This is a genomic window from Halorubrum ezzemoulense (assembly GCF_004126515.1).
Classification (GTDB): Archaea; Halobacteriota; Halobacteria; order Halobacteriales; family Haloferacaceae; genus Halorubrum; species Halorubrum ezzemoulense.
Genome location: NZ_CP034941.1, coordinates 243,707 through 269,041 on the forward strand (window position 1 = coordinate 243,707; position 25,335 = coordinate 269,041).

Consider the following 25,335-nt stretch of genomic DNA (forward strand, 5'->3'; position numbering starts at 1 on the left):
CTGCTGTTCTTTCGAAATCCATACTCTCAACTTTTAACATTCAAAAATATATCTACTGGTCTTGGAGAACAAATCACTCCATTGATATCCTCTGCTGTGCGACCCGTGAATTGCCTGTACTGACCGCGACTGGGTCAAAATATATCACTCGCTGAATATTTCAGCAGAGCCGAATTGGCCCACCATTAGGCGTATAAATCAGTACAAAGAACGCGACTGAACTGTCGGCTCGAAAACCTGATCCGCACCCGGGTCGGACTCGACGGTCCCCGGGACGAACGAGATCTTCTCGCGCTCGCGTTCCGCAGCTGCCGGGCTCATCATTCCGAGATAGTGGCTTCTGAACGTCTCCCAGTCTTCCCAGCCGCCCCAACTCATCACGACGGCAGGAAGAGCACCACAGTTCCACAGCAGATGACCACCCCAGGTCCGACGGAGATCGTGAACGTCGAGGAGAGTCCACCCCTCGTCGCCAGTCGCCGCGTACCGGCGTTCGCCGGCGCGCTTCACCCAGCGATAGATTGAGTTCGGCTCGACGTCGACGATCGGCTCATCGGGGTCGCGTTCGTATGAGAGCGTCCGGACGGAACTGGCGAGTTCGTTTGGAATCGGCGTCTCGCGGTACTGCCCGCGCTTCGGGTAGTCGTTCCACACGCGGAGGGAGCCGTCGGGGCGTACGTGAAGTCGTTGCCAGTGACGCTGGCGATCTCCTCGCGACGGAGTCCGGCCTGAACGCCGAGCCGAAACGCGATTTCCTGCTCTGGGGACTTCGCCTCGTCGATGAACGCTGCGACCTCGTCGTTCTCGTCGCTCTGGCTGAGCCAGACCCGCTTCCCGTCTCGTTTGGGATAGTCGTCAAGTCGCATAGTAGGCTTTGCGAGGTGACACACCGGATCATCCTACAGCTAAAGCCGCAGTATATTTCTCGGATTTGATAATATGATTTAATAAAGCTAAACAGTCGAGAATATTTTATGAGGAGTCCGTAGGGGTTGGGAGGTGGATCTGGATGGTTGTCCCTGATTCAGATCCGGACACTTCGATGTCCGCCCCTACCGTGACGACGATCCAATACGCGAGATAGAGACCGAGTCCTTGGCCATGGACTAATGGTTGCTCTTTTCCTTTAACCAGAACTTCTTCTTCTTCTTTCGGGATTCCAGGCCCCTCGTCCGCGATGGTCAGCACAACTGAGTCATTACGCTTGATTACAGTTATCTTGACGACCGGGTCCGAGCCGGTGTGCTCCGCAACGTTTTCGAGCAACTCCCACATGGCCGTCCCGATCCGTGGTAAAGTTTCGGCGACCGCAGTGTCTGGTAGCTCGGTTGTCACTCCCACTTCCGGGTGCCGCTGTTCGAGTCTTTCGATCGTATCGCTGACGGTCGGAATAATATCGACTGCTTGAAGTTCCGGCGAGACCTCCCGGTTCTCTTCGATCTGTCGCGCTGACTCAGCAATGTCCAACAGGCGTTCACCAGCCTGAACGATCGTCTCAGCGCTCGATTTAGCACCTCCGTCAAGCTCGTTTGCGAGCAGTTCGGCACGGCCATTAATCACCGTCAGTTCGTTCCGAACATTATGTCGTAACACGCGATTTAATACGCTGATCAGGCCCTCGCGCTTTCGTCGCTGGCTCGCGTCTTGAACCATCACTTGGACTTCTGTGACGTCGTCGGCCGTCCGCTTGTCGCGGCTCACAGAAGGGTCGTAAATTGGAACGAGCCGCATGTCGATGTAAGTGGTGCGACCCGACTGTGTCACGATAGGGTGGTCGCGTATCTGAGCCGTCTGGCCATTTGTGACCTCGTCGAGACGCTCCACTGCTGTTGTGAGGCTCTCGTCATCTGCGGCAAGTACTGATATGTGCTCGCCAGTCAACTCCTCAGGCTCGTATCCCACGAATGATTCGGCCGACTCGGACACGTAATTGAATCGCATCTCGATGTCGATTCGGAACACGAACGAGAAGCTCGCAGCCAGAATGGCCCGGTAGAGCTCGTTGCGTTGGTCGAGTTCGCGTTCTCGCTTTAGCAGTTGCTGACGCTGCCGCTCGCGTTCTGAAATGTCATTGAGAGTCAAAACATCTGTCTCTGATCCCCCGACACCCATTGATTGTGACGACACGAGGTAGTGGCTCGGCTGAGTGCCGTTATTCTGCGTGACGACGTTTTTTGTCCCGTTCTGGGCCGCACGGAGTTCCGGAAACACATCTTCGAGGCTCTCGCCGACTGATCCACCAAGATCCGGAAACGAGTCTACCATCGCGGCTGAGTAGTCTTTGATCCGACCATCGTCGTCGACGATCAGGGTCAAGTTGCCGGCTTGGGAGGCCGCGCCGACTGCTAGGAGCCGATCGCCGAACAGGAACACTGCTCCGACCGCGAACCCTGCTACCCCAACCGGCGCGTAAATGAACTCAATCAACGTCGGTGTCGTAATAGCGATGAGATCAAAGATAACAGGTAAGCCGAGGAGGCCGGTCATGCCAGCCAGCAGCCGTGAGTCATACTCCGACTTCATATATACTTCGAATATCATGAATAGGCCGACGGCTGCGAGCACATACGAGAACCCAGTTGCTATCCAGTGGACTATACCGTGGTTGATCGCCAAATAGCGAAAAGGCGTGGTAGCTTCACTGATTGTAAAATAGAGGCCGTGTAACGGATTGGTAACCTTCACGGTTACCACGGTGAGAAACACGCCGGTACTGAGGAGACGTATACTTGAGTTCTGATGTAGTTGCCGGCCGCTATAAGCGGATGCGAAGTACAACCACGCCCAAACGGTCCCGAATCCGAACACGAGTCCAATAATATACGCGGGCTCCTTGAGTGGATCCGGCACAAGAAAGTATCCCGTTTTGAATATTCCCCAGATTCCCGTCGCTACGAGCATTCCGACCAAGCCACGACGGATGTCGGCGTCGGAGATCATCCTCGCACGCGGAATAGCCGCAAAACAGATGATGCCACTAATAAAAAATAGACTAATATATGCGATACCCGCTGGTGTCGTCAACACTCCAGCCATCACGCGGTGAATACCCTACGCTTGTGACTTTCTGATATTGGGACACCCATCAATATATGTGTGTTTGATGGTGTATATATAATAACCTATGGCCGAATTATCTGATCTGATATCGAACTAATATCTAATAAATTATTGAAATCTCTTCTCGGAGCCCTTCTGGGAAGCACAGTATCTCGAGTTCGGATCCCGAACTGGTCTCATCAGTCTACGGCGAGTTCGACCCCAGATTCGAGGCTGTCGAGCAGCATCACCTTCAGACACCTCTCCTCACAGTAGTAAAGAGACGCTCCGAGAAGAGATTAGCGGCGGCGCCGCTGACGAACTGAACGAAGTCCTCACACACGCTGAAGAGATTTCCAACAGCAACGAATACCAAGTATCGTCGAGATCATGCTCATCCTCGCAGCCCGTAACAAGGTCCTCCTCCACGACATCTCAAATGGGGAGAGGATACGGATATCGCTTCGAAAGCGACCTTCTAACGGGCCAAATCAGCACTCGAAGATGCTGGCCGCATCGAGACTGAAAAAGTCCCAATAAATATCGGTTGCCCCCGACTTCGCCTTATCGCAACCGAAAGCTCGCGACAGCAGACCTGAAAACACTCTCCACCGGGATCCTGTCTCTGCTGTAGCATCCGCCCCACGATAGCCCGACTATGGAGACGAAAATACGGTGCTCCTCCGACTCAAGCGTGAGATGAAGCAGTCAAAATCACTGCCTAGAGGGTTTGAAACGTATTCTATGACACGCAGTCACCAAATCAGTAGTACTTCAAAACTCGAATGCGAAAATTGCGATATGTACGATCTCACTGGCTTTCAGCGCGACCTGCTGTACGTCGTTGCCGGACGTGATGACCCCCACGGACTTGCGATCAAAGACGAGCTCGAGGACTACTACGAAAAGGAAATCCATCATGGGCGGCTCTATCCCAACCTCGACACGCTCGTTGAGAAGGGACTCATCGAAAAAAGCCAGCGGGACCGACGGACCAACGAGTACAGCACTACTCGCCGGGGCACGAGAGAGATCGAAGCTCGGACTGAATGGGAAGCCGGATATATTGACCACAACGGGTAATCGAACCGCTGCGTTCGAGGACTGTTTGACTCTAGTATTTCGCGTTCCTCAAAAGCCGAACCACACCTCGAACTCGACAAAAACATCCGACAGAGGAGTAACAACCATTTATCAATAAAAAGAAAATTTGATTATGATTGAGATCTAATTATGAACTATGAGCAAGTCAGAACAATCAAATGACTCTGAAAAAGAGATTGTCGCCGTCACTAAGCACGGCCAGGCGACCATCCCAAAACGGTTCCGCGAAAAGCTCGGGATCGAAGCGCCTGGGAAGGTGTTGTTCCGGGAAACCGAAGATGGAGAGGTGATCGTTGAACAGGTCCGCTCACCGAGCGAGATGCGCGGCTTTGCCGCCCGTAGCGAAGCGAGTACAGACAAGCCTGCGTCCGAGATTCTCGAAGAGAAACGCGACCAGGACCGGAATGAACGTGACTCGCAGTTCTCAACTGAAGAATAATGTCGGCTCCTGACCGCGTTGTCTTCGGCGCTGAGCCGCTGATAGCACACGCCGACGATGAACTAGGCAGCGAGGTTGTAGAAGAGTATCTCGACGCGGTCGCAGTCGAGGACACCGTCGGCTACGCCAGCTACGTGAATTTCGCTGAGATCCGGTACACAATCGCCCGAAAGTACGACCGCGACACAGCCGACGAGTATCTCGACTGGCTGACTAATCTCGGTATCAAAACGGTAGATGTCGCCGATACTTGGACGGACGCCTCGGAGTATACGCTCAAGTATAATCCTGCGCTTGGCGACTCGTTCGCGCTGGCAACGGCTGAACATGTTGACGCGACGCTCTTCGTTGGCGGTGACGACGATTATGATGACGTCTCCGATATCCCGATCGAACGGTTCCGCGACGGTTCCGCGTAGGCCCGTTCGAAGATCTGGCTTGTCTGTGACCTTTGACATCCTCCTCCGCGTAAACGCGGAGGAATCCTGAGCGTTGGAGATTTCAGGTTTACAGTTCCACCGAACTCCGACACGGTGAGAATCCGTGTGGGGTTCACGGACTGTGACGGGTGGGACTGCTGGGAGTGCCAAGCCCCCGGTACTCCTATCCTCTATCGTGTTCGGACTCCCGGAGTTGTTTTTGCCTCGGGGAGTCCGGCAGACTTCGCTGGACTTGGAGTTACTTTCTGTGGTGCGTACAGCAGTCGGGCACTGTATCGGTTCATTATAAGAACCGACCGTTCACCCAACTGGTTCCGATTACTGTCTCATTGCTTGGGGCGGACAGGCCGCCATCGTAGGACTAACGGGAGTCGCTCTGTTCCCAGTCTGATTCCTATCTATACGTGGGATTGCCTGTCACTTTAAGATGCGGATTGCCAAATCTCAGTGTGGCTATTGTAGTGTAGATTGACTCCGAGTTGTCGGATTCATCCTGCGGCTGAAGCCGCAGGTATTCTCCTTGATCTATATAATATCTTCACTCATCGTCGGGTCGTTCAATGTTGCTCAGTTTCGACCGGTAATAGTGGTTGTATCGAATTGGGTTTGCTGGGGCGAGGCGACACCGGAGTCGCGTCTTATTTCACCAAACGTGCTGGCCACAGACCTTAGCTAGCAGATTCTGTTTGGAAATGAAAATAAGCATGAACGTGTGAAAACAAACCAACTAGCAAATGGGTGAACGCAGCTGGACATCGGTTGTTGATACCACGTTCAGAGAACTGGGAGAGTCTAGCGACTTTTTCCTTGGGCTCATACTGAATTTTGGACTCATTGTTGGAGTGGTCGTGTTTCAGTGGAACCTCGTTGAGATCGCACTGGTGTATCTCATCGAGGTAGCGATTATCCAGCTCTTCTTTTTTCCTATTGCGTTGTTTACTCCGAAACCAGTAGACGGTCGGGACGGAGACATGTGGGACACCGACCCGACCCCACGTCAGCTGATTGGCTTGTTCCCACCAGTATACTGCCGAAATATCAAATTTGTCTGGTCCAAAGTTGTTTTCAATGCCGTGATTGTCGGCGTTATAATCCGCTCTGTTGCCTCCAGATACAGTCTTGGTTCGGACCTACCCGCGTCAGTCGGCCTCGCGATCGCTGGCATCGTGCTGTTTCAGCTGAGCCGTGTTTGGCGGCACTTTGTTGCTGAGCAATCATACAAACAGAAATCACCGACAGACCCGCTGGCGTTTGTGTACGCCCCACTCACTGAATTGTACTTGATATTTGTATACGTACTCGCCCCCGTGACGTTGGTTTTAGCCGGTATCGCATTCACAATCGATAGCGACCTCAGCTCATTGCCTACATTACTGGTATATCTGATCCCAATGGGATTTATTCGGGCGTGGATAGGAAGCTTGGATCCTCAGACAGACGATTTTGAGGTGAGTTTTAATTGAAGAGTGCGGCCTTGTGGAACTCTTCAGCAATTGACATCCTCCCCGCGCTGAAGGGCTGTCTCTTACCCATAAGTCAATACTGTCGAGAAAAATCAACCAGATACAGCCTGATATTTAAAAATCGGTCAGGAAGAGATCATTAGTGACGCCGATTCATTGATACTGTCAGCTAAATATTCTTTAGGTTAGAGTGTGATTAGCGAGTATGTCCACGCTTGACGCCGCCACTCTTGACGACCTCCGCGACGCTCTCGCGGAGGTCGAAGATAAAAAGCCGACACAGCGGCTAATGGCGGTGATCAACTATCTTGAAGAAGACGATGCAACGATGGCGGAGGTTGCTGAACGATACGGATACACCGGTCCATGGTTGTCTCGGTGGGTTGGCCGGCTCGACCGGCTCGCTGATGAGCCGGTCGAGCAAGTCGCCTACGACGATCCGCGCGAAGGCAGACCAACCGAACTCTCTGATGAACAGCACAAGCGGTTCGTCAAGGTACTTCACGAATCGCCCGAGGAAGTAGGATTAGACGCGCCCGCGTGGTCTGTTCCACTAGCTCGTCACTATCTCGCCGAAGAGTTTGACGTTGAGTACTGTGAGCGGCACGTCCGGAGATTGATGTCTGAGGCCGGGCTGTCCTGGAAGACAGCCCGGCCGGAGTTCTACAAATCCGACGAAAGAGCCCAAGAAGCTTGGAAAGAAGGCTTCAAAAAAAGCGCAACGACCTGGACGACGAATACACGATCCTGACCATCGATCAGACGAGACAGGTTCTCTCGACGTTGATTTATGCGTGGTTTCCGGAAGGGGAGCGCCCGTCACTGCCGGTGACGGGCGCGTGGGATAGCATCAAGTTGCTTGGTGCAGTCAGCGATGGCGGTGAGACGTTCTTCCTGCCGTGTGCAGGGAATTTTAACAGCGACACGACGATTCGACTTCTCGACGCACTTCAGACTGAATTCGGCGAGAAGATTTGCGTCGTTTTGGACAACGCCTCGTATTTCACGGCGAACAAGGTCCAAGAGTTTGCTGAAGGTACACCGATAGAACTCTGTTACCTACCGCGGGGTTCACCGGAGCTGAACCCCGCGGAAGAGTGTTGGAGACAACTTGATCAAGAACTTGGGAACCGCCTGTTTGACACACTCGACGATCTCCGTGAGGCTGCTCTCTCTGCACTCGACCGGGTCGAAATCCCAGATGTGTTTACGTATTTATGTCCGTGAGTATGATTCTAGAGGATGGATAGACCGTATCGCTGAGCAGAAACTGAATTTATGAGGAATTTCGCTGAATGAGCGGCTCGGCGCTCATTCAGCACCCAGTTTGTAGCCTTCTGCCCACATGCGGAGCTTCTGAAGCCCTTTCCACATCGTCTGCCAGCCCGGCGGTGGATCAGATCCTCGGTCAAGATACCCTCCAAGTTTCGCTACATGTACCGCGTACGCTTTGCCGCTCTTGCCGCTCAGTTCTGGAAATTTTGTTTCCAGAACTGCGCGTTCAGCGTCGCTTAACAAGGTTTCTGGCGCAAGCGAGTCCTTCCCCCGTGCTAGTTCCCGTAACTCTAGCACCTTCCACGCGATCACTGAGTAGACGCTCAGCAAGACTTCCATACGCTCCCACGTCTGAAGCTGTCTTTCTTCGATCTCACAGCCACTCTTCAGCACTTTGTGCCAGTCTTCAATCCGCCATCGAAGGCTGTAGTACTCGATGATGGTCAAGGCATCATCGAACGTCTCGACCGATTCAGTGGTGAGTAGCACCCACTGAATCGGATCGTCTGCCTCACTGACTTCGTCCACTCTCACCACATTGATCTCGACTGAGCCCTCTTGTCCGGGATTGTTTTTCGGCGCACGAATCTCGCAAGTGGCTGTTGTAATCGACACTTCTGCTGTCCGAGCCTCGCGTCCACCGCCTTGTTGAATCTCAATTGAGTCGCGACCTCGCTCGGCGAGGTCGCTACTCCACTCGTATAGTTTTCCAGCATCACCGCCTTCAGTCCAGATACGCCGATTCTGATTCGCTCGGAGGATAAAGCCAGTGTCGTCACGCTCTCGGCCAAATTCTTCGAACAACGAAAACGCGTCGCCGCCCCTGTCGTGGACAAAAATCGGACGGATATCGTCAGGAATCCATTCAAGAGCTGCTCTGTCTCCACGCAGCCATTTCTCGTACTGGGTTTCAACGTCGATTGGGTCGTTTTTGCCGTTTGTGATGTAGTCGACGTTTGTCTGTTGGTCCTCGACCAGCGCCTGCTGGTCGATGACCCCGGTCATTCGGTGCGTGTCGGGACAGACTCCGATTGACGAGTGTAGTTTGACTCCTTCAACATCAATATCTTCAGAGCTAATGTCGCCGAGTCCATCTTTCGCCGGATGACGTGGGTAGGTGAGGTATGTGGTGTCGGAGACGACCAGTAGCTCGTCTCCGCCACGCACTCGCGAGTGCTGTGCTTGTTTATGAGCGGAGAGGATCTCGCCAGGGGTCACACGATCATTATCGCAGAATCGGTACGTAGCCTTTGTGGACGGCCAATTCTCACAGGATGCTGGGATGGACTCGGCAGGCGAGCTGCCGAGTTCATCCCCAATCTGTACCAGACGGTCAGTGAGACGTTTATCTCCAAACTCGGCTGATCGAAACTCCGTTCGAATCCACCCAGAGACATCCATGTCACGCAGCTGTCCATCTTCGTCAAGTTCTGGTCGCCAACTCCGTGAACGGTGCCCATCTTCCGGCATTAGTCCGTCAGCTGCGGCATTAGAACTTATGGGTAAGAGACAGCGCTGAAGGGCGAGGATTCCCACGGCACCGCACCGCTGGGTTGGGATATTGTGGTTTACGACGTGACCTGTTCTTGAGGTACAAACGCACCAGTTTCTTTGTCAAACAAGAACGTCGATGGCTGTGCCAACCAGCCGTTACTCCTATCACCGCCATCCGTGGCGGGACTTGGAGATACTTTCTGCCGAATGTTCTCAGCACCGTTCACGTCCGCGTTCGCCACAGTCCCGCACTCATCGCAGACATACAGTCCGCGTTCAACACGGTTTGCGTCACGCTTCCGACCACGGCACGAACACGACTTCGAGGTATCCCGCTCAGACACTTGTTCAACCGTAATACCTTCCATTTCGGCTTTGTATTCGAGAAGGTCTGTGAAACGGTCGAACGCCCACGAGTGTAGATCAAGATTCCCGTGTATGCCCCAGTCCTTTGACTCGGCGTTCTCCTCATCCTCACGGATGCCAGAGAGATCTCCCACCACGATAGTTCCAACTTCCTCGTCAACACACCGCTGGACGATACGTTTCGAGAGTGTGTGGAAGTAGTGGGTACGGCGAGCCGACTTCTTCTGGTTCAGCCCGGTGGCCTGATCGGAATTCGAGTCGTCACACAGAGCGATTCGCTTGCTGAAGTAGTAGTCGTCCTGTTTCAAGCAGTTCAGCGGGTACAGCTCGCTGTGACCGTCTTCATACGCGAGCGCGGCAAAGTTGTTAATACCGAGACCAACACCCACCGTCTTCTCACCGGGGCTTCATCCACGTCGACCTCGACCTTACAGACGAAGTGTAGTTCCCATTCGTCGCCCGTCCACACAATCTTGGTTTGTTGGACGTTCTCCACGGCGGAGAGGTCAACGTCGGGGCGAGTTTGGTACGTACACAGGACAAAATCCGACCAGTACTCTTTCAGGTTCGATCCTTTTGAGAGTCGGACGCGGTTGTACTGGGTGTCGAGTTTGAAGCCTTTCTGCTTGAACGTGACTGTGGAACGCGGGTGTTCGTCGCCGTGTTTACGGTAGCCGGGCGGGTTCGCTCTCGTGTCTCCGTTACGTCGTTTGCCGTACCAGTCGTTGAACGCCTCAGCGAGTTCTTGAAGGACTCGCTGACTTGACTGCGAATACAGGTCATCATAGCGTTCGTGGGTTTTGAGGTACGTGGTGAGTTCGTTGTGGTTGGGAATGTGACCGATTTCATCCCAGATCCGACTACACGTCCACCGTCCGACGTTCCAGAGTTTCGAGGCGGCGAACCCGAGCGAATCAAGGTCGTCTTACACCCGAGACTGGTTCCGTATGGAAGCAGTATAGGTGCGGGTAACGACCTGTTTCGCTATACGTAACCTATGTAGACTAACTTGCTTGAAGCTATGTATTTGCTCAGCGTGGAATATCCAGCCGTGCCATCGAACGGTGGACTGTGAAGGGTAGTGTCGGATTCATCCCCGCGCTAAAACGCGAGGCTTTCTCCTCAATTCTCCGTAACCGTACCACTGCGATTACCGTCGATACAATCTACGATGTCACCATCTCTTTTTGACTCTCTCGCAGTTGGGTGAACGCTTCTGCTAGGGTCGCAAGGATGAGTAGCGAAAACGGGAGTCCGACAACACCAGACAGCAGGATTCCTATTCCTTCCCCGGCAATGGCACCGACCACTAACGATGTCATGGCTGTTAACACACCTGAGATGAGCCCAATCCCAGCGACAACTACTAATAATAATCCGAACAGCCGCAGCCAATGACCGCGTGTTAGCTGCCAGCTATTCCGAAAACCGGCGATGAAGTTCTTGTCCTCTACCGCGACGTACACGAGCGTAAAGATGAACGCAACGTATGCGATGATTCCAGGAATAACAAAGAGCACTGACCCGACGAGCATGAGAACCGCGTATATGAGCCCCCCAACAAGCGAGTTCAGGAGGACCGGCACAATGTTTCGCGTGTAGTACTCTGACGGAATTTCCTGTGTATGACCGCCGACAAACGTTCGAATCGTGACAATCGTGAGCCATTGAAGCCCCAGCAACAGGAGAATAGCTGCGCTCACGGAAACAGCAAGCGGGGCGTCGATTGCCGGGAGAGCTACGTTCCCTGTCGGCGTACCTGACTGCTCAAGCCCCGTGACGACAGCACTATAAAACGGAATCTGCCACGCAGCCCCGATCAGCAAATATGCGACCAGCAACAGCAAGCCGTTACGATTCGCGACACGGCTGATTCCTCCCGCAAGCGATGAACCAATATTGAGTGTCACGCTAGATCCATCTCGTGTTGATGTGATACATTGTACTGACGCGTTTCACTATCTGAAACTCGGCGTTTCACGGAGGCGTGTTGGAACTTATCAGGTGCGAGACTTAGAGCCAGAATATGAAGTACTGACATCCTCCCACGGCTAAAGCCGTGGGGTTCCCCCACTGGGGGTTGAATCCACGAGTAGCGGGAGGTTCGCAGGTTCGTCGTCACGGTGGACGATGACCTGCGTTTCGGGCTGTGCCAGTACAGCCCCCGCCTCGGACAGCGGTTTCGAGAACTTGCCCAAGGCTCGTTTGCCAATATTCAGCGCACCGTTCTTGTCGGCGTTGTCGTCCAGCCCACACCCGGGACACTCAAAGCGTCCCTGCGTTGCTCGGACGCCTTCGCAGGCACAGCGGTTGCACGTCTTCGACGTGTCGTATTCTTCGACCAACTGTACGTCGATGCCTGCGTCGTGGGCTTTGTACTCGATGTAGTTGAGCAGGCGGGCGAACGGCATCTTGTGGGTCTTGTCGTTGACGTACCGCCCTTTGCTGTTGTCCTTCCGAATCCCGCCGAGGTCACCCACGACGATGATTGCGTTCCGTCCTTTGGCGTCCTCCACAATTTGCCGAGCAATCTTGTGGAGACGGTCGTCCACCTTCCTCGCTTCCGCGTCACCGATACGCTCGACCACCATCTGTCCCTGTTGGGGTTTGGCTTTCCCGATGGACTTCCGCAGTTGCTTGTAGTGTTCGCGGATACGACGAACTTCCTCACCGTAGAAGGTGGTCTTGCGGTCGGAGAGGAACGCGCAGGTAGCGACCCAGCGTGCGCCCATGTCGATAGCCAGCACGTCGTCGTACTCGTCTTGGATGGTCACAGACCGCTTCACGACGAGATGTACATACCAGTCACCGTCACGGTACACCAGTTCGCTGTCTCGAAGGTCCCCCTCATGGACGAGTTGTTCGTCCTTGTGCGGAACGTGGGCGGGGCACCAGATGGAGTGACCCCGTCCACGCTCGGGATCGTAGACGGGGACTTTCACCCACCACGACGAGAGAACGGTGTCCTCGTCGTAGGACACGTCGAACACGTCGTTGCGGAGAACGACAGGCTGTTCACTGTCGGGGTTCGGATCTTTCTGTCGCTGGACTTTCGACGCCTGCTGGTCGGTCGCGGAGTACAGGTCGGCGTCTCCACCGTGAACAGCCGTCTGGAACGCCTCGTACTCACGGGCGAGCAGGTCAGCCTTCCTGTTGGTCAGCGAGTGGAGTTTGACCCGCACCGTGGTTTTGACTGTCCGTTTCATAGCTACTCACCTGCTTGGGCGTCGATGTACTCCTCGATGACCTCGCTGGATACGTCGCCCGCACTTGAGACGAAGTACGAGCGCGTCCACAGCGACGGGAGGCCGAAATCAAACTCATCACGGAGTTGGTGCGAGGAGTAGCCCTTGACCTGTTGCATAATCTTGTTCGGGGCAAGTGTTGGGTCGCCCGTGATGAACAGGTGTACGTGGTCAGGGCGGATCGCCAGCTCCAGTATCTCCAAACCGAGTTCGTCGGTTTTCTCCTCGATGAGTTCTTTGAGACGGTCGCGTACCTCGCCCTCAAGTACCGATTTGCGGTACTTCGGACACCAGATGAAGTGGTACTGGAGTTTGTGGACGTTGGTACGTTCTCTGTCGAACCCACGAGGCATCGTCAGTATATAGAAAGTTCTCACCTAAAGATGTTATGTAGGCATCCAACCCCAACCGTGCCTACGAGTGTGGAAAGACTCCCAGTTGTCGGCTTCATCCCACCCGTGAACGGGTGGGCTTTCGCCTCGCTACCGCTGTAATTTAGCAACCAAGCGGAAGGACATCACCCTAACGGAGCGGTTCGAGGTTAAGAAGCGACGGATTTGTAGACTGGTCTTCCGATCAGGAATAGGCCTAAGATGCCGAATATAAGTGGTAGAGGGCTACTCTGTTTCTTAAGATACGATTTCGAGGGCGAGCCTTGTACGACATAGGCCGTGGTTGTCTCCCCGACATTGTACCGGTCAATTCTGTCTCCCGCGGCAGTCCTTGTGTCGGACGCTTTTGTTCCTATTCCCGGTCTGATGTTGTCGGAAGTGTATTCGGTTCCGTTGTACGTGTAGCTGTAAGTGACGTGGGGGGTGTACCTGTCCCCCCTTTTTGAGGAATCCATGGTGACTTCTTTGCTCTCTACCGTGGCTTCAATCTGTACCCCGGATGAGAGACTTTGTTGCTGAGAGTATCCCATGTATCCAGCAACTCCGAGCAGCACAATCCCCAGTATTATACTTATCAGAGACAGCTTCGACATATTGGCGATTGTTTAGACTATTGAATAGTAATTTCGACGTATTTCTCACTACGCAACACATACAGCTCTCATTAACCGCTGTTTCAGGCGAAAATATATCTGAAGAATGGGATTTCAACAGAGCCTTTCTCCGTGATTTTACTACTGTGATGGCGTTATAGTGTACACTATGGAATCGGTGAGATGCCGACCCGAACCACAAGGGGCGGTGAACTGCGGAGGTTCACCCGGCAATGACACGGATTCCGATGGGGCGTTGTTGACCGCGCCACAGCCGTATAAAGGAGAGAAAACGAGAGTTTCGCCCGTATGTTTGGGGGGTTCCCCATGAGGCGGGTTGAAACCAAAGGGCACTGACAGCCCGAATCCGGTGGACGGATTCCACGTCCTTCAGGGCGTGGAAGAGGTCAATAGCTAAGCAGCCACCCACCGGTTTGCGAGTACGTGCTTCTGAGCCTGAGACACGAGTAGCCGATTTATTATCGATGTATGCCATGGGCCCGTATGAGCAGTCCTGACTGGGCGGGACAAAGACTGTCGAGACGCAATCTGCTTGGTGCGTGTATCGCTGCCGGAACTGCCACTCTCGCAGGATGTACGTCCGGATCTCTCGAGGCTGAAACTACGGTTACCAGAGAGTATGACGGAACCGACATCTCAGAAATTAATGTCCAAGGCGTAAACGGTGACATTGCGATTCGTGATACACAGCGTGAGACGATCCAGCTCAACGGCACAAAGCGGGCAGCAAGCGAAGATGATCTAGAACGCATCACGCTACAAGCCGACCAATCCGACGATCGCCTGTCGCTCACCGTTGACACGGAGGATAGTGGCTTCCTTCCCTTCGGTTCGTCCCCGCTACAGATGGATCTGACACTGACCGTTCCTGAAGGATTACACCTTACTGCTGAGGGGATGAACGGTGATGTCGATATAGAAACTAGCGGGGCCGAGAGCGTCACTGCCGATACAACAAACGGTGATATCACACTTTTAGCATCTGAACTTGTTGAAGTCCAGACCGACACCACAAACGGTGATATCTCAATTACCCTGCCAGCAACCGCGGAGCCAGCAATATCGCTTGACACAACCAATGGCGACACCACAATCAACGGGTTCCAAGCAGATTTAACTGAGTCCGGGTCAGCGGTCGACCGGATGGTTGGAAACGGTACGCACCGTGTTACAGCAACTACTACGAACGGTGATATTACTATCCGCGGTAGGGAGAGAAACGAATGATCAGGTGGTTCCAATCAAAGGACCTTGCGGTTCAATTGATAATCCTCGCAGTAGTTTTTGACCCGCTAGGATTTGCTAGCGGGTATTTGATTGCTCCCTCCTTGGAGATCGCTCCGCTCTATGGTGGAATAGCCGGCCTAATTGCCGGGAGTTCGGTGCTTTCTCTTCATGTGCTTTACACATCTATGAATAAATAAGTAAGATATCATTTGTGTCGAGTCAGTCAGTCGAGAACCCGGAGAGATCAGCCACGACAAACACGTAAACATCGACGCAATATCACGGGAACATATCTACCACGAGCAAATGATTCGCGATATGCGCGGTGTGCCCTCCACGGTACCGAACCGATCAGCTACAGATCTTGTGATCATCGGTACAAATCTGCTCCCTTTGGCTGGCATAGTCTATGGCGATTGGAATGTTTGGACTCTTTTGCTACTCTACTGGATTGAAGCATTTAGCACGGTCCTCTTCGGCGTGCTAAAGTCGTTGTTCGCAAAGCAAGGATCCCCCGATGTTGTCGGAGAACGAGAACCCCTTCATGAACTACGGCACAAACGAGGTGGCTGGCGGCCTCTCTCAACGCTTCCACCAATATATCCCCGCAATGTGCCCTTCGCATTGTCAATCCTCGGTATCTGGGCTTCTACCATACTGCCTATTACGATACTCTCCTGGGTGCTGGTTGAGACATCGATAGCGCTTTCTTGGGAGGTCGCTGTAAGTGTTGGTGCCCTCATAGTCGCACACGGCATCGAGTTTCACCGTGAGTATCTGGGAGCCAAGACATACAAGAATGTGTCCGCCCGTGAAATTCTACAACAACCGTCCCAGCTCACGCTTGGGGTGATGTTTTTGGGGATAATCGGCCTGTCAATGGGCCAATCAGCCGGAGTAACTGTACTTGGAGGATTTGTGATTGTTAAGACAATTCTCGCTGTATCGTGGGAATCTACCGGTCCAATAGCAAGCGCATTTCAAGAGCTCTTTGACCGACTCAGTGCTGACCGTGAGTTTAGTCGGTCACAACCAGAGCTAAGCCTCCCGGATGAGCCGGTTGAGGCGCGAGTGACAGTCAGCCCGCAATCTGTCCTACTTGGAAGCAGTACCACGATACTACTCACGGTGGTTAATCGCGGTGTCGCGCTGCTGCTGGCTGGTGTTGTCGCCGCAATAGTTACAGCGCGTTTTTTATGGGTCGGCATTGGCCTCACCGTGCTACTGGGAATTTTTATTATCCGCGCCGGGAGCTACTACTTCCGGTACGGCACTATTGAGTACCAACGGCGTGGTGAGATGCTTGTCGCGTACGACACCGTACTTGATGCGCCACAGTGGCTGGTTCCGATTCACTCGCGAGCACGATTTGAAATCAAGAACGCCATTCCTGACCGCCTATTTGGTACCGGAACACTACAGATTTCAAACGTTGAGACAGCCCCGACAAACACAGTTCAGTTTGGTCCTGTCGCTGATCTTGACCACGCGACCGAGACACTTGATCTGCCGATCAGACACGAGGAACGCCCTGAGCAGGATCCCGCAGTCGTGGGTGCCGCACTCGTGTTGGCACTAGTTTTCCTTAGTGTTCCACTACTGCTGCTTGGCTCCCCTCAGGTGAGTGGCGCAGAAATGGCAGCTGTCATGGTGTTGATCGCACCGTTTTTTATGATTTTACTCAGCGTCCTCATATATGCGATGCTCGCTCGAATCTAAATGATCTGCGAGGGCAAGCTCATCGACCCACCGGGGTCGAAGAGAGGCCAAACACTCGACCCATGTTTTATATACTCAAGATACCGTTCAATCACTTCTCCCGACACCGCTCCCGTCGTTCCTGCGTAGCATCCGGTTGTAACCCCACAGAGCGGGAAATTGTATCAGCTGTTGAGAGTTTCAACAGAGCCGAAGGTGTCATAGAACGTTTCACACAGAATTATGTTTCACTCCAGCATTCGATGAACTGTCTGGTAAGTAGGGTTGTGGGGGTGTCATAGAACTCTTCTCACACCTCGTTGACTGACCTGTGGATCACTCAGTACAGAGGATTCATACACCAGAGTCGACCGACGCCTCCTTCATTTCTGTTAGGAACGCTTTGCGAGATACAGAGCGTGAGTTCAGCAATCAAACCGATTCCGCCTTACCGGGGAGCAGTAAATATAACCATTAGATAACTGGTGGAGTTGTCCAAACAATTCGGTGGCGTCTGCGATGGATCAATTGCCCTGGATTGCATCGATAACCACTGTCGGTAGTTCCCATCGGGTAAGCGGATAGTCACAACTGACAGGGTTAGATTCTCAGGAAGCGTCTGGATGGGTGCGTATGAAATTTCTCTACCACCCAGACACTGTCCTTACGGCTCCAGACCTCGAAAGCTTAGCGGTCAGCCTTCTACAAGAACTTCCTCTCCCCGGAGTCGAAGACTGCCGCTTCGACTCCGGGGTCATCTGGGAAACGGTCACGCAAGCAGCCGTCGATCAGAAGTCCATCAAGGCTGTTACCGACACCACTCGTCGAACATACTCTGACGACTACACGCTTACACAACTTCACACCGTTCCGCCTGATGAGTTGGAAGCAATCGTCAATGACCTCTTCGCCCAGCAGGCGGCGATGATCCTCGGCCCCAGTCCGAGGATCATCTGCCTCGACTTCGTCGATATCCACTACCACGGCTGTCCACACGCTGAGGCGAGCGAACTCTGCCACACCAAACCACGCGATGGCACCAGCCAGTGCCATCGCTACCTTGCTGGATTCGTCCTCTGTCGGGCGAAACCACTCATCGTCGCAGTGACCCCCGTCCGGAGTGATGAACCCAAGAGCGACGCGGTCGAGCGACTGCTCGACCACGTCGCGGCCCTTCCATTCGATGTCGCAGGACTCCTCGCTGACCGTGGATTCTACGACGGCACGTCGATCGAGCGACTGGATGCTACAGCACCAGTCGCTCTTCCGATCATCCGCCGTGGGAAACAGATGGCCGAGAAATTGGACACGACAGTCTCCTACTGGACGGAGTACGTGATGTACAAGGGAAGCGAGCGGGAACTGCGCTTCCCGCTCGCGGTCTGTGTCTCCTACCAGCAGGGCAACCGTGAGAAACACGGCTTGCTCGTCCGGGCGTACGTGGCGTGCGATCTGACCGATCGCACGCCGAAGGAAGTCGAAGCGCTCTACCAGAAACGCTCAGCCATCGAGACAGCCTTCCGGACGATGCGCGAAGCGCGTGCGCGGACAAGTACGACCGATCCAGCAGTTCGGTTGTTGTTCATCCTCGTAAGCTTCCTGTTGCGGAACCTCTGGGTGATCGTCCGATGGGGCGTGCTCGCCACGCCGCGGCGCGGCGGGCGAGCACTCCCTGTCTGGTTCCGCTTTGAGGTATTTCGAGAATGGATCGATCACGCTCTCGACGACAGGTTGGGCCGGAAGTGGGAAGCGCCGACCAACCGTATCGGCATCCCAGCGACCTACAGCGAGCTGGACGCGGGCTGAGGCCGCCCGCGTCCAGCGGCAGCCCTATGAGTGAGCTACAGCTTTGCTTCTCGTCTGAACTGACGGCGCTCTCACTGGTGTGAGATCGCCGTCTTTGTTCGACTCGATGAATCGGTCGCTCTGATCTCGTTCATTTCTCTCTAGAAATTGGGTCAGCAATCAGGCACGATGGGAACTACCGACTGTTGCCACCACAATCGGATCTATCGGAACCGAACTACTATCGCTGAGCTTGATCTCGTATTGGTCACGTATTGCGAAATCGCTCTCAATAGTACCAATAGAATTGCCGGCTGCATCAGCTATCTCGAAGTTGTGCCCGATAAATTGTCCCACTGGCAGGAACTTTCGAGCTATAGTGATAAGTCCACCACCCGAGGTGACTTTGGCGACAAGGGAGCCGTCCTGAGCATCGTGGATCCGCCAGGTGTCTTGGAAGAAAGAAAAGTCATTATCCAGAACGACGAGATCATCTCCAGTCTGGCTATCTGTTAGCAGGTAGGCACCAGCGATATCCAGCGTACCACTAGGCGCTATAGTCAGCAACTCATTATCGTCGTCATCAACGAAGGAAGTTTCCCCCTCGTACGTATTTTGACATCCTCCCGCGCCTGAAGACGCGGGAATCCCACGGCACCGCACCGCTGAGTTGGGATATTAGGGTTCGCGGTTAGTAACCTGTTCTCGTGGGGCGAAAACACCCTCACTACGGTCGAACAGGTGAACCGCTGGCTGTGCCAACCAACCGTTATCCCTATCACCGCCATCCGTAGCGAGACTCGGGAGTACCTTTTGCCGAATGTTCTCCGCGCCGTTCACGTCCGCGTTCGCAACCGTATCGCACTTCTCACACACGTACAGTCCGCGTTCGACGCGCTGATTGTCGTCTGTATGACCACACGCCGAACACGACTTCGACGTATCGCGTTCCGACACCAACTCCACGTCGATGCCTTCGGCTTCCGCTTTGTAGTCGAGTAGCGTCGTGAAGCGGTCGAACGCCCACCCGTGCAAGTCGAGATTCCCGTGGTCGCCCCAGTTGCGGGACTCACTGTTCTCGTCACCTTCTCGGATACCGCCGAGGTCGCCCACGACAAGCGTTCCGACACCCCGTTCAACGCACTCCTCCACGATTGCTTTCGAGAGTACGTGCAAAAAGTGCGTCCGACGGTCAGTCCGCTTCCGGTCAAGACGAGTCGCTTCACGGGACGAGGAATCGTCGCACTTGGCTTTCTTCTTCGTGAAGTAGTATTCGTCCTCTTTGAGTGCGCCACCGGGGTACAACACAGATTCCCCGCCGAACGAGACGGCGGCGAAGTTGCAAATCCCGACGTCAACACCAGCCACCTCGTTACCCGGCGGTTCCGGGTCGATAGTGGTTCGACAAACGAATTGTAACCGCCACTCGTCGCGCTTGTAGATCGCGCGAACCTGTTGAATGTCCCACTCGGTCAGGTCAACGTCCGGACGAGTCTCGTACTCGCACAGAATGAAGTCTGAACGGTGTTCTTTGAGGTTGCGGCCTTTCGAGAGGCGAACGCGGGTGAACTGTGCGTCGTGCTTGAAGCCAGCCGCTTTGAACGACACGGTTGAACGCGGGTGGGAGTCTCCGTGTTTGCGGTAGCCGGGCGGTCGGGCACGGTCGTCGCCGTTCCGACGCTTTCCGAACCAGCCGTTGAACGCTTCAGCGAGTTCTTCGAGAACGCGCTGACTGGATTGAGAATGTAAGTCCGTGTAGCGTTCGTGGCGTTTGAGTTCGGCTTTGAGTTCCCCGTCATCGGGAATCTCGCCTGTTTCGTCCCACTGTTCTTGTGCGTAGTAGCGACCGACGTTCCAGAGTTTTGAGGCGGCCCATCCGAGTTGGTCGAGGTCGTCACGAACCTGTTGCTGGTTCGTAATCGTGGCCTCAAAGGTTCGGATGGTTCGACTCATTTTCTGGCTTCATAACTGGTTATGAACACCGTTCTGTTGATAGTGTCGGTTGGCGTGGAATATCCGGCCTTGCCATCGACGGTGGATTGCGTAGGAGTTGTCGGATTCATCTGGTGGCTAAAGCCACCAGTATTCTCCTTGAATCTCTATAATATGCCAAATGACCAGTATCAGTACGAGTCAATTGGGGTAATTCGGACACCCTTTGGATCGTCGGAAGGGATGCCAATTCAACCAGCTGGAGCAGATACCGTAGAGGGAACTGTCGAGGTAAAGGGGTCATACGTTAATGCGTTGAAAGACTTGAACGGGTTCTCTCACTGTATTTTGCTGTCTTCCTCCGCGTGTGGAACGACTACGCGAAGCGGGGGAAGTACCGCGAGACGCCGATCCCGAAGGAACTCGCCAGTTCCGTTCGGACGCTCTCATACGAACGCGACCCCGACGAGCCGATCGTCGACGTCGAACCGAACTCGATTTATCGCTGGGTGAAGCGCGCCGGCGAGCGCCGGTACGCCGGGACCAGCGATGAGGGGTGGACATACCTCGATGTCCACGACCTCCGGCGTACTTGGGGCGGTCATTTGCTGTGGGACTGCGGTATTCTTCCTGCCGTCGTGATGAGTTTCGGCGGGTGGGAAGACTGGGAGACGTTCAGAAACCACTATCTCGGAGGGATGAGCCCGATAGCTGCGGAACGCGAGCGCGAGAAGATCTCGTTCGTCTCGGGGAACGTCGAATCCGACCCGGGTGCGGATCCGGTTTTTGAGCCGACAGTTCAGTCGCGTTCTTTGTACTGATTTATACGCCTAATGATAGGCCAATTTGTAGATGGCTCTTGTCCAATCTGGCGAAATAACGATTCGATATGTGATATGGGCTGCTACTGACTGCTGAATATAGAGGTTATAGTCAGCATCAGAGCATTGTTATTTCAAATTAGCAGAATCAGGACAGAAATTGACTTTGTTGATACCGAGAAATTAATTCATATTTAGCCAGTAGTTTTTTAATAATAGTAACACATTACAGACCATGCCGTTCAGTTTACACCGAGAGATTCAGGTTCTCCACGTCGATGACGACCCCTCCATCACGGACCTGACAGGGACGTTTCTCGAACGCGAGGACGACCGCTTCGCTGTCCAGACAGCGACCAGTGCCGACGAGGGGTTGGAGAATATTAATGACCGCCCGCCTGACTGCGTCGTCTCGGATTACAATATGCCCGGCACGGACGGCATCGAATTCCTACAGGCTGTCCGAGAGGAGTATCCCGACCTCCCGTTTATCCTCTTCACCGGCAAGGGCAGCGAGGCAGTCGCCAGTGACGCCATTGCTGCCGGTGTCACCGACTATCTCCAGAAGGGGAGCGGCACCGAACGGTACGAACTCTTGGCCAACCGGATCCGCAACGCCGTTCGGACCCGCCGCGAGGCCGAGCGGGCCGACAGACAAGAACAATTGATGCGATTGACGGAATTCAACGGTGATACCGGTGGTTTCGAACTGGACACAGAGAGCAATACTGTCGTGCTGACGGCAGGTACCCGGCGAATCATTGGCCGTCGTAACCAACACGAAATGTCTCTGGAGGAGGCGCTGAAACTGTTCCATCCAGACGACCGCGAAGACATCCAGCATACACTCGACAAGGTGCTGGAGACGCGCGAAGAACTGTACGACACATGGCGACTCCAACCGGGTGACGGCGAGGAACGTCTCCTCGATATGACAATTACTCCGGTTGTCGAGAATGGGGGGGAGGTAACGAAGCTCCGGGGGGCCGGTCACGATATTACTGAGCGTGAGGAGCACGAACGGACCGCTCGGCAGCGACAGAAGCAATTATCGCTGTTTTTTGAAGAATCACCACTTGGGGCAGTCCAGTGGGATTCTGAATTCCAGTTTGAACGAATGAACAGACGAGCCGAAGAGATTCTCGGCTACAGTGAGGCAGAGTTGTGTGGCGAGTCATGGGAGGGGATTGTCGCTGGTGACGACCGCGGACAGGTGGGTGATGCTGTAGAAAAACTCCTTGACGCGGACGGCGGAACCCACGTGATCAATAGGAACGTCCGGAAGGATGGCGAGGCAATCACCTGTGAGTGGCACAACCGTGTCGTCACCGGCGCAGATGGGGACGTCCAGACGATTTTTTCGAAGTTTCAGGATGTTACCGACCGAGAGCGGCGGAAGACTGAATTAGAAGAGTACGAGACGATTATCGAGGCACTCAGTGATGCGGTGTACGTGCTTGACGAAAAGGGGCAGTTCACTTACGTTAACGACGAGTTGGTGGAATTAGTCGGCTACGACCGGGAAACGATTCTCGGGAACACACCATCGCTGATCAAGGACGAAGAGGCCGTACAACGGGCCGAGCAGGAATTGGGACGGTTACTATCGAGCGATGGCCCGGAAGCGGTAACATTCGAAGTGACGGTCTACCCCCGCGAAGGCGACCCAATCGTCTGCGAAGATCATATGGGCGTCCTTCCGTACGATGGCGAGGAGTTCAACGGGTCGGTCGGCACACTCCGGGATGTCACCGAGCAACGAGAACGTGAAGCCGAACTCCGCCAGACCACCAACCAACTACAGGGTGTTATCGATAGCGTTGAGTCAGCGATGTGGATTCGAAACACCGATCACGAGTACGTGTATATGAATCAATATCATCGGGACCTGTTTGACATTGCTGACGATACCGACATCGCCGGAAAACGGGCAGCAGATTTACACTCGGCGGAAGTGGCTGAGAAATTTCAGCAGAACGACCAAAGAGTGTATGAGACGAGAGAACAGGTCGAGATCGAAGAGGTCATTCAGACCGACGACGGTCGTCAGTACTTTCTCACCCGGATTGTCCCACTGTTTGACAATGGCTCCGTATACGCCACCTGTGGCATCGCCACCAACATTACTGAGCAGAAAGAGTACGAAGAAAAATTGTAACGACAGAACGAGCGTTTGGAAGAGTTCGCCAGCATCGTCAGCCACGATTTATGGAACCCACTCTGTGTGGCCTAAGGATGGTTGGAACTGATTCGGGACGAGTGTGCGAGTGACCATATCGACGTCGTAGCACAGACATTTGACCGGATGGACGCGCTCATTGAGGACCTGCTGATTCGGGCGCTCAGGTATTCCCGGTCACTCGGAACTGCCCTCGCCTACCGGCGTCTCCTCTTCGATCTCGGCGGTGTCACGATCGACAGTTACCCGGACCTTCTGGATACGTGTGTCATCCACCTGTTCGGCCCGGAGCGTGACGTTCTCGTAGTTGAACTCTTCGTCCTGCTCGACAAGGCGGCCCGCAAGGTTGAAAACGAAGCCCGCGATACTCTCGAACTCCTCGCCTTCTGGCAGTACAATGTCGAGCGCTTCATTGATTTCCTCGATGTTAACCCCACCGTTCACGAGGACGGTGTCATCGTCAACGAATTCGATCGGATCTTCTTCGTCACCCGCCAGTATTTCGCCGACGATTTCCTCGGTCATATCCTCCATCGTGATGAGGCCCTCAGTGGCACCGAACTCGTCGACGACGATAGCCATCTGTATCCGTTTCTCGCGCATTTCCGAGAGGAGCGCGTCGACGTTTTTCGACTCGGGGATGTGGAGCGTCGGAGCGATTACGTCCTCTACGTCGAGGTCGTCGAAAGTGTCGTAGTTCGAATTCTGTAGGTCACGGATGTCGAAGACGCCGATCACACTGTCTAGCGACCCATCGTAAACTGGTAGGTCCGCGTGACCACTTGAGATACACTTCTGGATTGCCTCCTCAACGGTCGCATCACTGGAGATAGCCGCCACATCGAGGCGGGGGGTCATCACCTCCTTGGCAGTGGCATCGGTGAATCGAAGGGCGCGTTGGAGCCGCTGGTGTTCCTCCTCGTCGAGGACCCCCTCACGCTCGCCCGTTTGAATCATATTTCGAATCTCGTCTCGGCTGACGTAGGTCGACTCGATGGACGGGCTGCCGCCGGTAAGTCTGTTCACGACGCCCGTCAGGTAGTGGAATACGGTGATAAGCGGCCACAGTGGCTTCTCGACGATCTTTAGCCCCCGGGCGACACGCCGTGCGTGTAGTCCAGTGTTCTCTACGGCGTAGGATTTGGGTGCGCTCTCGCCGAATATTAACACCACCGACGTGATGCCGAGCGACGAGACGATAACTGCCGTGCCCGCGTCGAAATAGAAGCCAACGATAGTCGTCGAGATTGAGGACATCGTGATGTTGACCATATTGTTCCCCACGAGAATTGTTACGAGAAGGCGGTGGGGATCCTCCTTGAGAGATTTGACCGCCCGTGCGCCACGCAGGCCTTGCTCAACCATCGCATCTACCTGATGGGACGGCAAGGAGAACAGCGCAATCTCCGACGACGAGAAGAATCCCGACCCTACCAAGAGAAGCAGAATCAAGCCGATACCGACCGTGGTGACTGCCGTTTGGCTCAGTTCGGCGCCGACGACTGGCACGGTGTACTGGAGGAGGCCACCACTGGACAGTACTGTGAGGAGAGATATCCACATGCGACCACCTAATGCGTGAGCAGAAAAGTAACCCGTGGTAACAGAGTATGGATTCCTTGAGTTACACCCATACGAGAGCCTGTCATAGAAACCATCTCATAGCTTGAGCTTCTCGCGGCCAGGGTCGTCTCCCCGCTCGAAGTTGGTGATTACAACAACGAGACGGAGACACCAACCATCTGCTCAGACAATAGTGAGGCACCGGCCTGTGACAGTGTACACCCGTCACCGGTGAAGCGGACTGTTTCGACTGTGGTCC

At 54.2% G+C, this 25,335-nt stretch carries 20 protein-coding genes and 4 pseudogenes; 12 read left to right on the top strand and 12 right to left on the bottom strand.

The annotated features are described in order from the left end of the window. Nucleotides 1-198: 198 nt before the first annotated feature. Together EO776_RS16790 and EO776_RS16795 are read right to left on the bottom strand one after the other, a co-directional pair. Nucleotides 199-654, bottom strand: coding sequence for a site-specific integrase (locus EO776_RS16790; RefSeq protein WP_217900574.1), 456 nt, complete (start codon nucleotides 652-654; stop codon nucleotides 199-201). Nucleotides 655-972: 318 nt separating this feature from the next. After that, nucleotides 973-3,036 (bottom strand): ATP-binding protein, encoded by a 2,064-nt coding sequence (locus EO776_RS16795; protein ID WP_129452595.1) that lies wholly within the window; start codon nucleotides 3,034-3,036, stop codon nucleotides 973-975. 384 nt (nucleotides 3,037-3,420) lie between these two features. On the opposite strand from EO776_RS16795, the pseudogene EO776_RS19475 reads away from it, so the two are divergent. The 6 genes and pseudogenes from EO776_RS19475 to EO776_RS16825 all read left to right on the top strand — a co-directional run. Further along, a pseudogene (locus tag EO776_RS19475) lies at nucleotides 3,421-3,605 on the top strand (transcriptional regulator TbsP domain-containing protein); the annotation flags it as partial. A gap of 235 nt (nucleotides 3,606-3,840) precedes the next feature. Continuing rightward, nucleotides 3,841-4,122, top strand: coding sequence for a helix-turn-helix transcriptional regulator (locus EO776_RS16805; RefSeq protein WP_049933163.1), 282 nt, complete (start codon nucleotides 3,841-3,843; stop codon nucleotides 4,120-4,122). Between the two features lie 157 nt (nucleotides 4,123-4,279). After that, nucleotides 4,280-4,582 (top strand): AbrB/MazE/SpoVT family DNA-binding domain-containing protein, encoded by a 303-nt coding sequence (locus EO776_RS16810; protein ID WP_094519215.1) that lies wholly within the window; start codon nucleotides 4,280-4,282, stop codon nucleotides 4,580-4,582. Beyond that, nucleotides 4,582-5,001: a PIN domain-containing protein gene (locus EO776_RS16815; RefSeq protein ID WP_049933161.1), complete on the top strand. Its 420-nt coding sequence runs from the start codon at nucleotides 4,582-4,584 to the stop codon at nucleotides 4,999-5,001. Before EO776_RS16810 ends, EO776_RS16815 begins: the two co-directional genes overlap by 1 nt. A 755-nt stretch (nucleotides 5,002-5,756) precedes the next feature. After that, nucleotides 5,757-6,485 carry a DUF6498-containing protein gene (locus tag EO776_RS16820; protein WP_049933346.1) on the top strand — a complete coding sequence of 243 codons (729 nt, stop codon included), beginning with the start codon at nucleotides 5,757-5,759 and terminating at the stop codon, nucleotides 6,483-6,485. A 205-nt stretch (nucleotides 6,486-6,690) separates the two neighbouring features. Further along, nucleotides 6,691-7,712, top strand: a protein-coding gene (locus EO776_RS16825) for an IS630 family transposase (RefSeq protein ID WP_129452446.1) whose coding sequence is annotated in 2 segments (ribosomal slippage) — nucleotides 6,691-7,194 and nucleotides 7,197-7,712 — 1,020 coding nt in all. Because the reading frame shifts where the segments join, the coding sequence is not laid out codon by codon here. Nucleotides 7,713-7,796: 84 nt separating this feature from the next. On the opposite strand, the gene EO776_RS16830 is transcribed toward EO776_RS16825, so the two are convergent. The 6 genes and pseudogenes from EO776_RS16830 to EO776_RS16855 all read right to left on the bottom strand — a co-directional run bounded on the left by EO776_RS16830 (nucleotide 7,797) and on the right by EO776_RS16855 (nucleotide 13,850). Further along, nucleotides 7,797-9,230, bottom strand: a complete 1,434-nt coding sequence (locus EO776_RS16830) for an IS4 family transposase (RefSeq protein WP_129452596.1) — start codon at nucleotides 9,228-9,230, stop codon at nucleotides 7,797-7,799. A gap of 98 nt (nucleotides 9,231-9,328) precedes the next feature. Next, a pseudogene (locus EO776_RS16835) lies at nucleotides 9,329-10,608 on the bottom strand (RNA-guided endonuclease InsQ/TnpB family protein). 178 nt (nucleotides 10,609-10,786) lie between these two features. Continuing rightward, nucleotides 10,787-11,530: a hypothetical protein gene (locus tag EO776_RS16840; RefSeq protein ID WP_246041568.1), complete on the bottom strand. Its 744-nt coding sequence runs from the start codon at nucleotides 11,528-11,530 to the stop codon at nucleotides 10,787-10,789. A gap of 141 nt (nucleotides 11,531-11,671) precedes the next feature. Then, on the bottom strand, nucleotides 11,672-12,826 hold the full coding sequence (locus tag EO776_RS16845; protein ID WP_094521213.1) for an RNA-guided endonuclease TnpB family protein: 1,155 nt from the start codon (nucleotides 12,824-12,826) through the stop codon (nucleotides 11,672-11,674). A gap of 2 nt (nucleotides 12,827-12,828) precedes the next feature. Further along, nucleotides 12,829-13,218 (bottom strand): IS200/IS605 family transposase, encoded by a 390-nt coding sequence (gene tnpA / locus EO776_RS16850; protein WP_094521214.1) that lies wholly within the window; start codon nucleotides 13,216-13,218, stop codon nucleotides 12,829-12,831. A gap of 188 nt (nucleotides 13,219-13,406) precedes the next feature. Beyond that, nucleotides 13,407-13,850: a DUF3592 domain-containing protein gene (locus EO776_RS16855; RefSeq protein ID WP_080508728.1), complete on the bottom strand. Its 444-nt coding sequence runs from the start codon at nucleotides 13,848-13,850 to the stop codon at nucleotides 13,407-13,409. A gap of 504 nt (nucleotides 13,851-14,354) precedes the next feature. Here EO776_RS16855 and EO776_RS16860 point away from each other — a divergent pair. The 3 genes from EO776_RS16860 to EO776_RS16875 all read left to right on the top strand — a co-directional run bounded on the left by EO776_RS16860 (nucleotide 14,355) and on the right by EO776_RS16875 (nucleotide 18,602). Then, nucleotides 14,355-15,098: a DUF4097 family beta strand repeat-containing protein gene (locus tag EO776_RS16860; RefSeq protein ID WP_094552384.1), complete on the top strand. Its 744-nt coding sequence runs from the start codon at nucleotides 14,355-14,357 to the stop codon at nucleotides 15,096-15,098. Nucleotides 15,099-15,425: 327 nt separating this feature from the next. Beyond that, complete coding sequence (locus EO776_RS19200) at nucleotides 15,426-16,817, top strand: DUF6498-containing protein (protein WP_222104452.1); 1,392 nt, start codon at nucleotides 15,426-15,428, stop codon at nucleotides 16,815-16,817. Nucleotides 16,818-17,429: 612 nt separating this feature from the next. Then, nucleotides 17,430-18,602 (top strand): ISH3 family transposase, encoded by a 1,173-nt coding sequence (locus tag EO776_RS16875; RefSeq protein WP_129452597.1) that lies wholly within the window; start codon nucleotides 17,430-17,432, stop codon nucleotides 18,600-18,602. A 159-nt stretch (nucleotides 18,603-18,761) separates the two neighbouring features. Here the strand turns inward: EO776_RS16875 and EO776_RS16880 are convergent, their stop codons facing one another. After that, entirely contained in the window at nucleotides 18,762-19,148 is a 387-nt protein-coding gene (locus EO776_RS16880; protein WP_129452598.1) for an LURP-one-related/scramblase family protein, read from the bottom strand. Nucleotides 19,149-19,259: 111 nt separating this feature from the next. Then, nucleotides 19,260-20,534, bottom strand: coding sequence for an RNA-guided endonuclease InsQ/TnpB family protein (locus EO776_RS16885; RefSeq protein WP_094494840.1), 1,275 nt, complete (start codon nucleotides 20,532-20,534; stop codon nucleotides 19,260-19,262). Nucleotides 20,535-20,878: 344 nt separating this feature from the next. Between EO776_RS16885 and EO776_RS16890 the strand changes: the two genes are divergently transcribed. The 3 genes and pseudogenes from EO776_RS16890 to EO776_RS19940 all read left to right on the top strand — a co-directional run. Beyond that, the gene (locus EO776_RS16890) at nucleotides 20,879-21,334 is read left to right on the top strand and encodes a site-specific integrase (RefSeq protein WP_049933286.1); all 456 of its coding nucleotides are present in this window, start codon (nucleotides 20,879-20,881) and stop codon (nucleotides 21,332-21,334) included. 235 nt (nucleotides 21,335-21,569) lie between these two features. Further along, nucleotides 21,570-23,492, top strand: coding sequence for a PAS domain S-box protein (locus EO776_RS19125; RefSeq protein ID WP_049933288.1), 1,923 nt, complete (start codon nucleotides 21,570-21,572; stop codon nucleotides 23,490-23,492). Further along, nucleotides 23,493-23,675 (top strand): annotated as a pseudogene (locus EO776_RS19940) (histidine kinase dimerization/phospho-acceptor domain-containing protein); the annotation flags it as partial. Between the two features lie 15 nt (nucleotides 23,676-23,690). Here the strand turns inward: EO776_RS19940 and EO776_RS16905 are convergent. After that, nucleotides 23,691-25,076, bottom strand: a complete 1,386-nt coding sequence (locus EO776_RS16905; protein WP_094519513.1) for a hemolysin family protein — start codon at nucleotides 25,074-25,076, stop codon at nucleotides 23,691-23,693. A 149-nt stretch (nucleotides 25,077-25,225) separates the two neighbouring features. Then, nucleotides 25,226-25,300 (bottom strand): annotated as a pseudogene (locus tag EO776_RS19845) (hypothetical protein); the annotation flags it as partial. Nucleotides 25,301-25,335 lie beyond the last annotated feature (35 nt).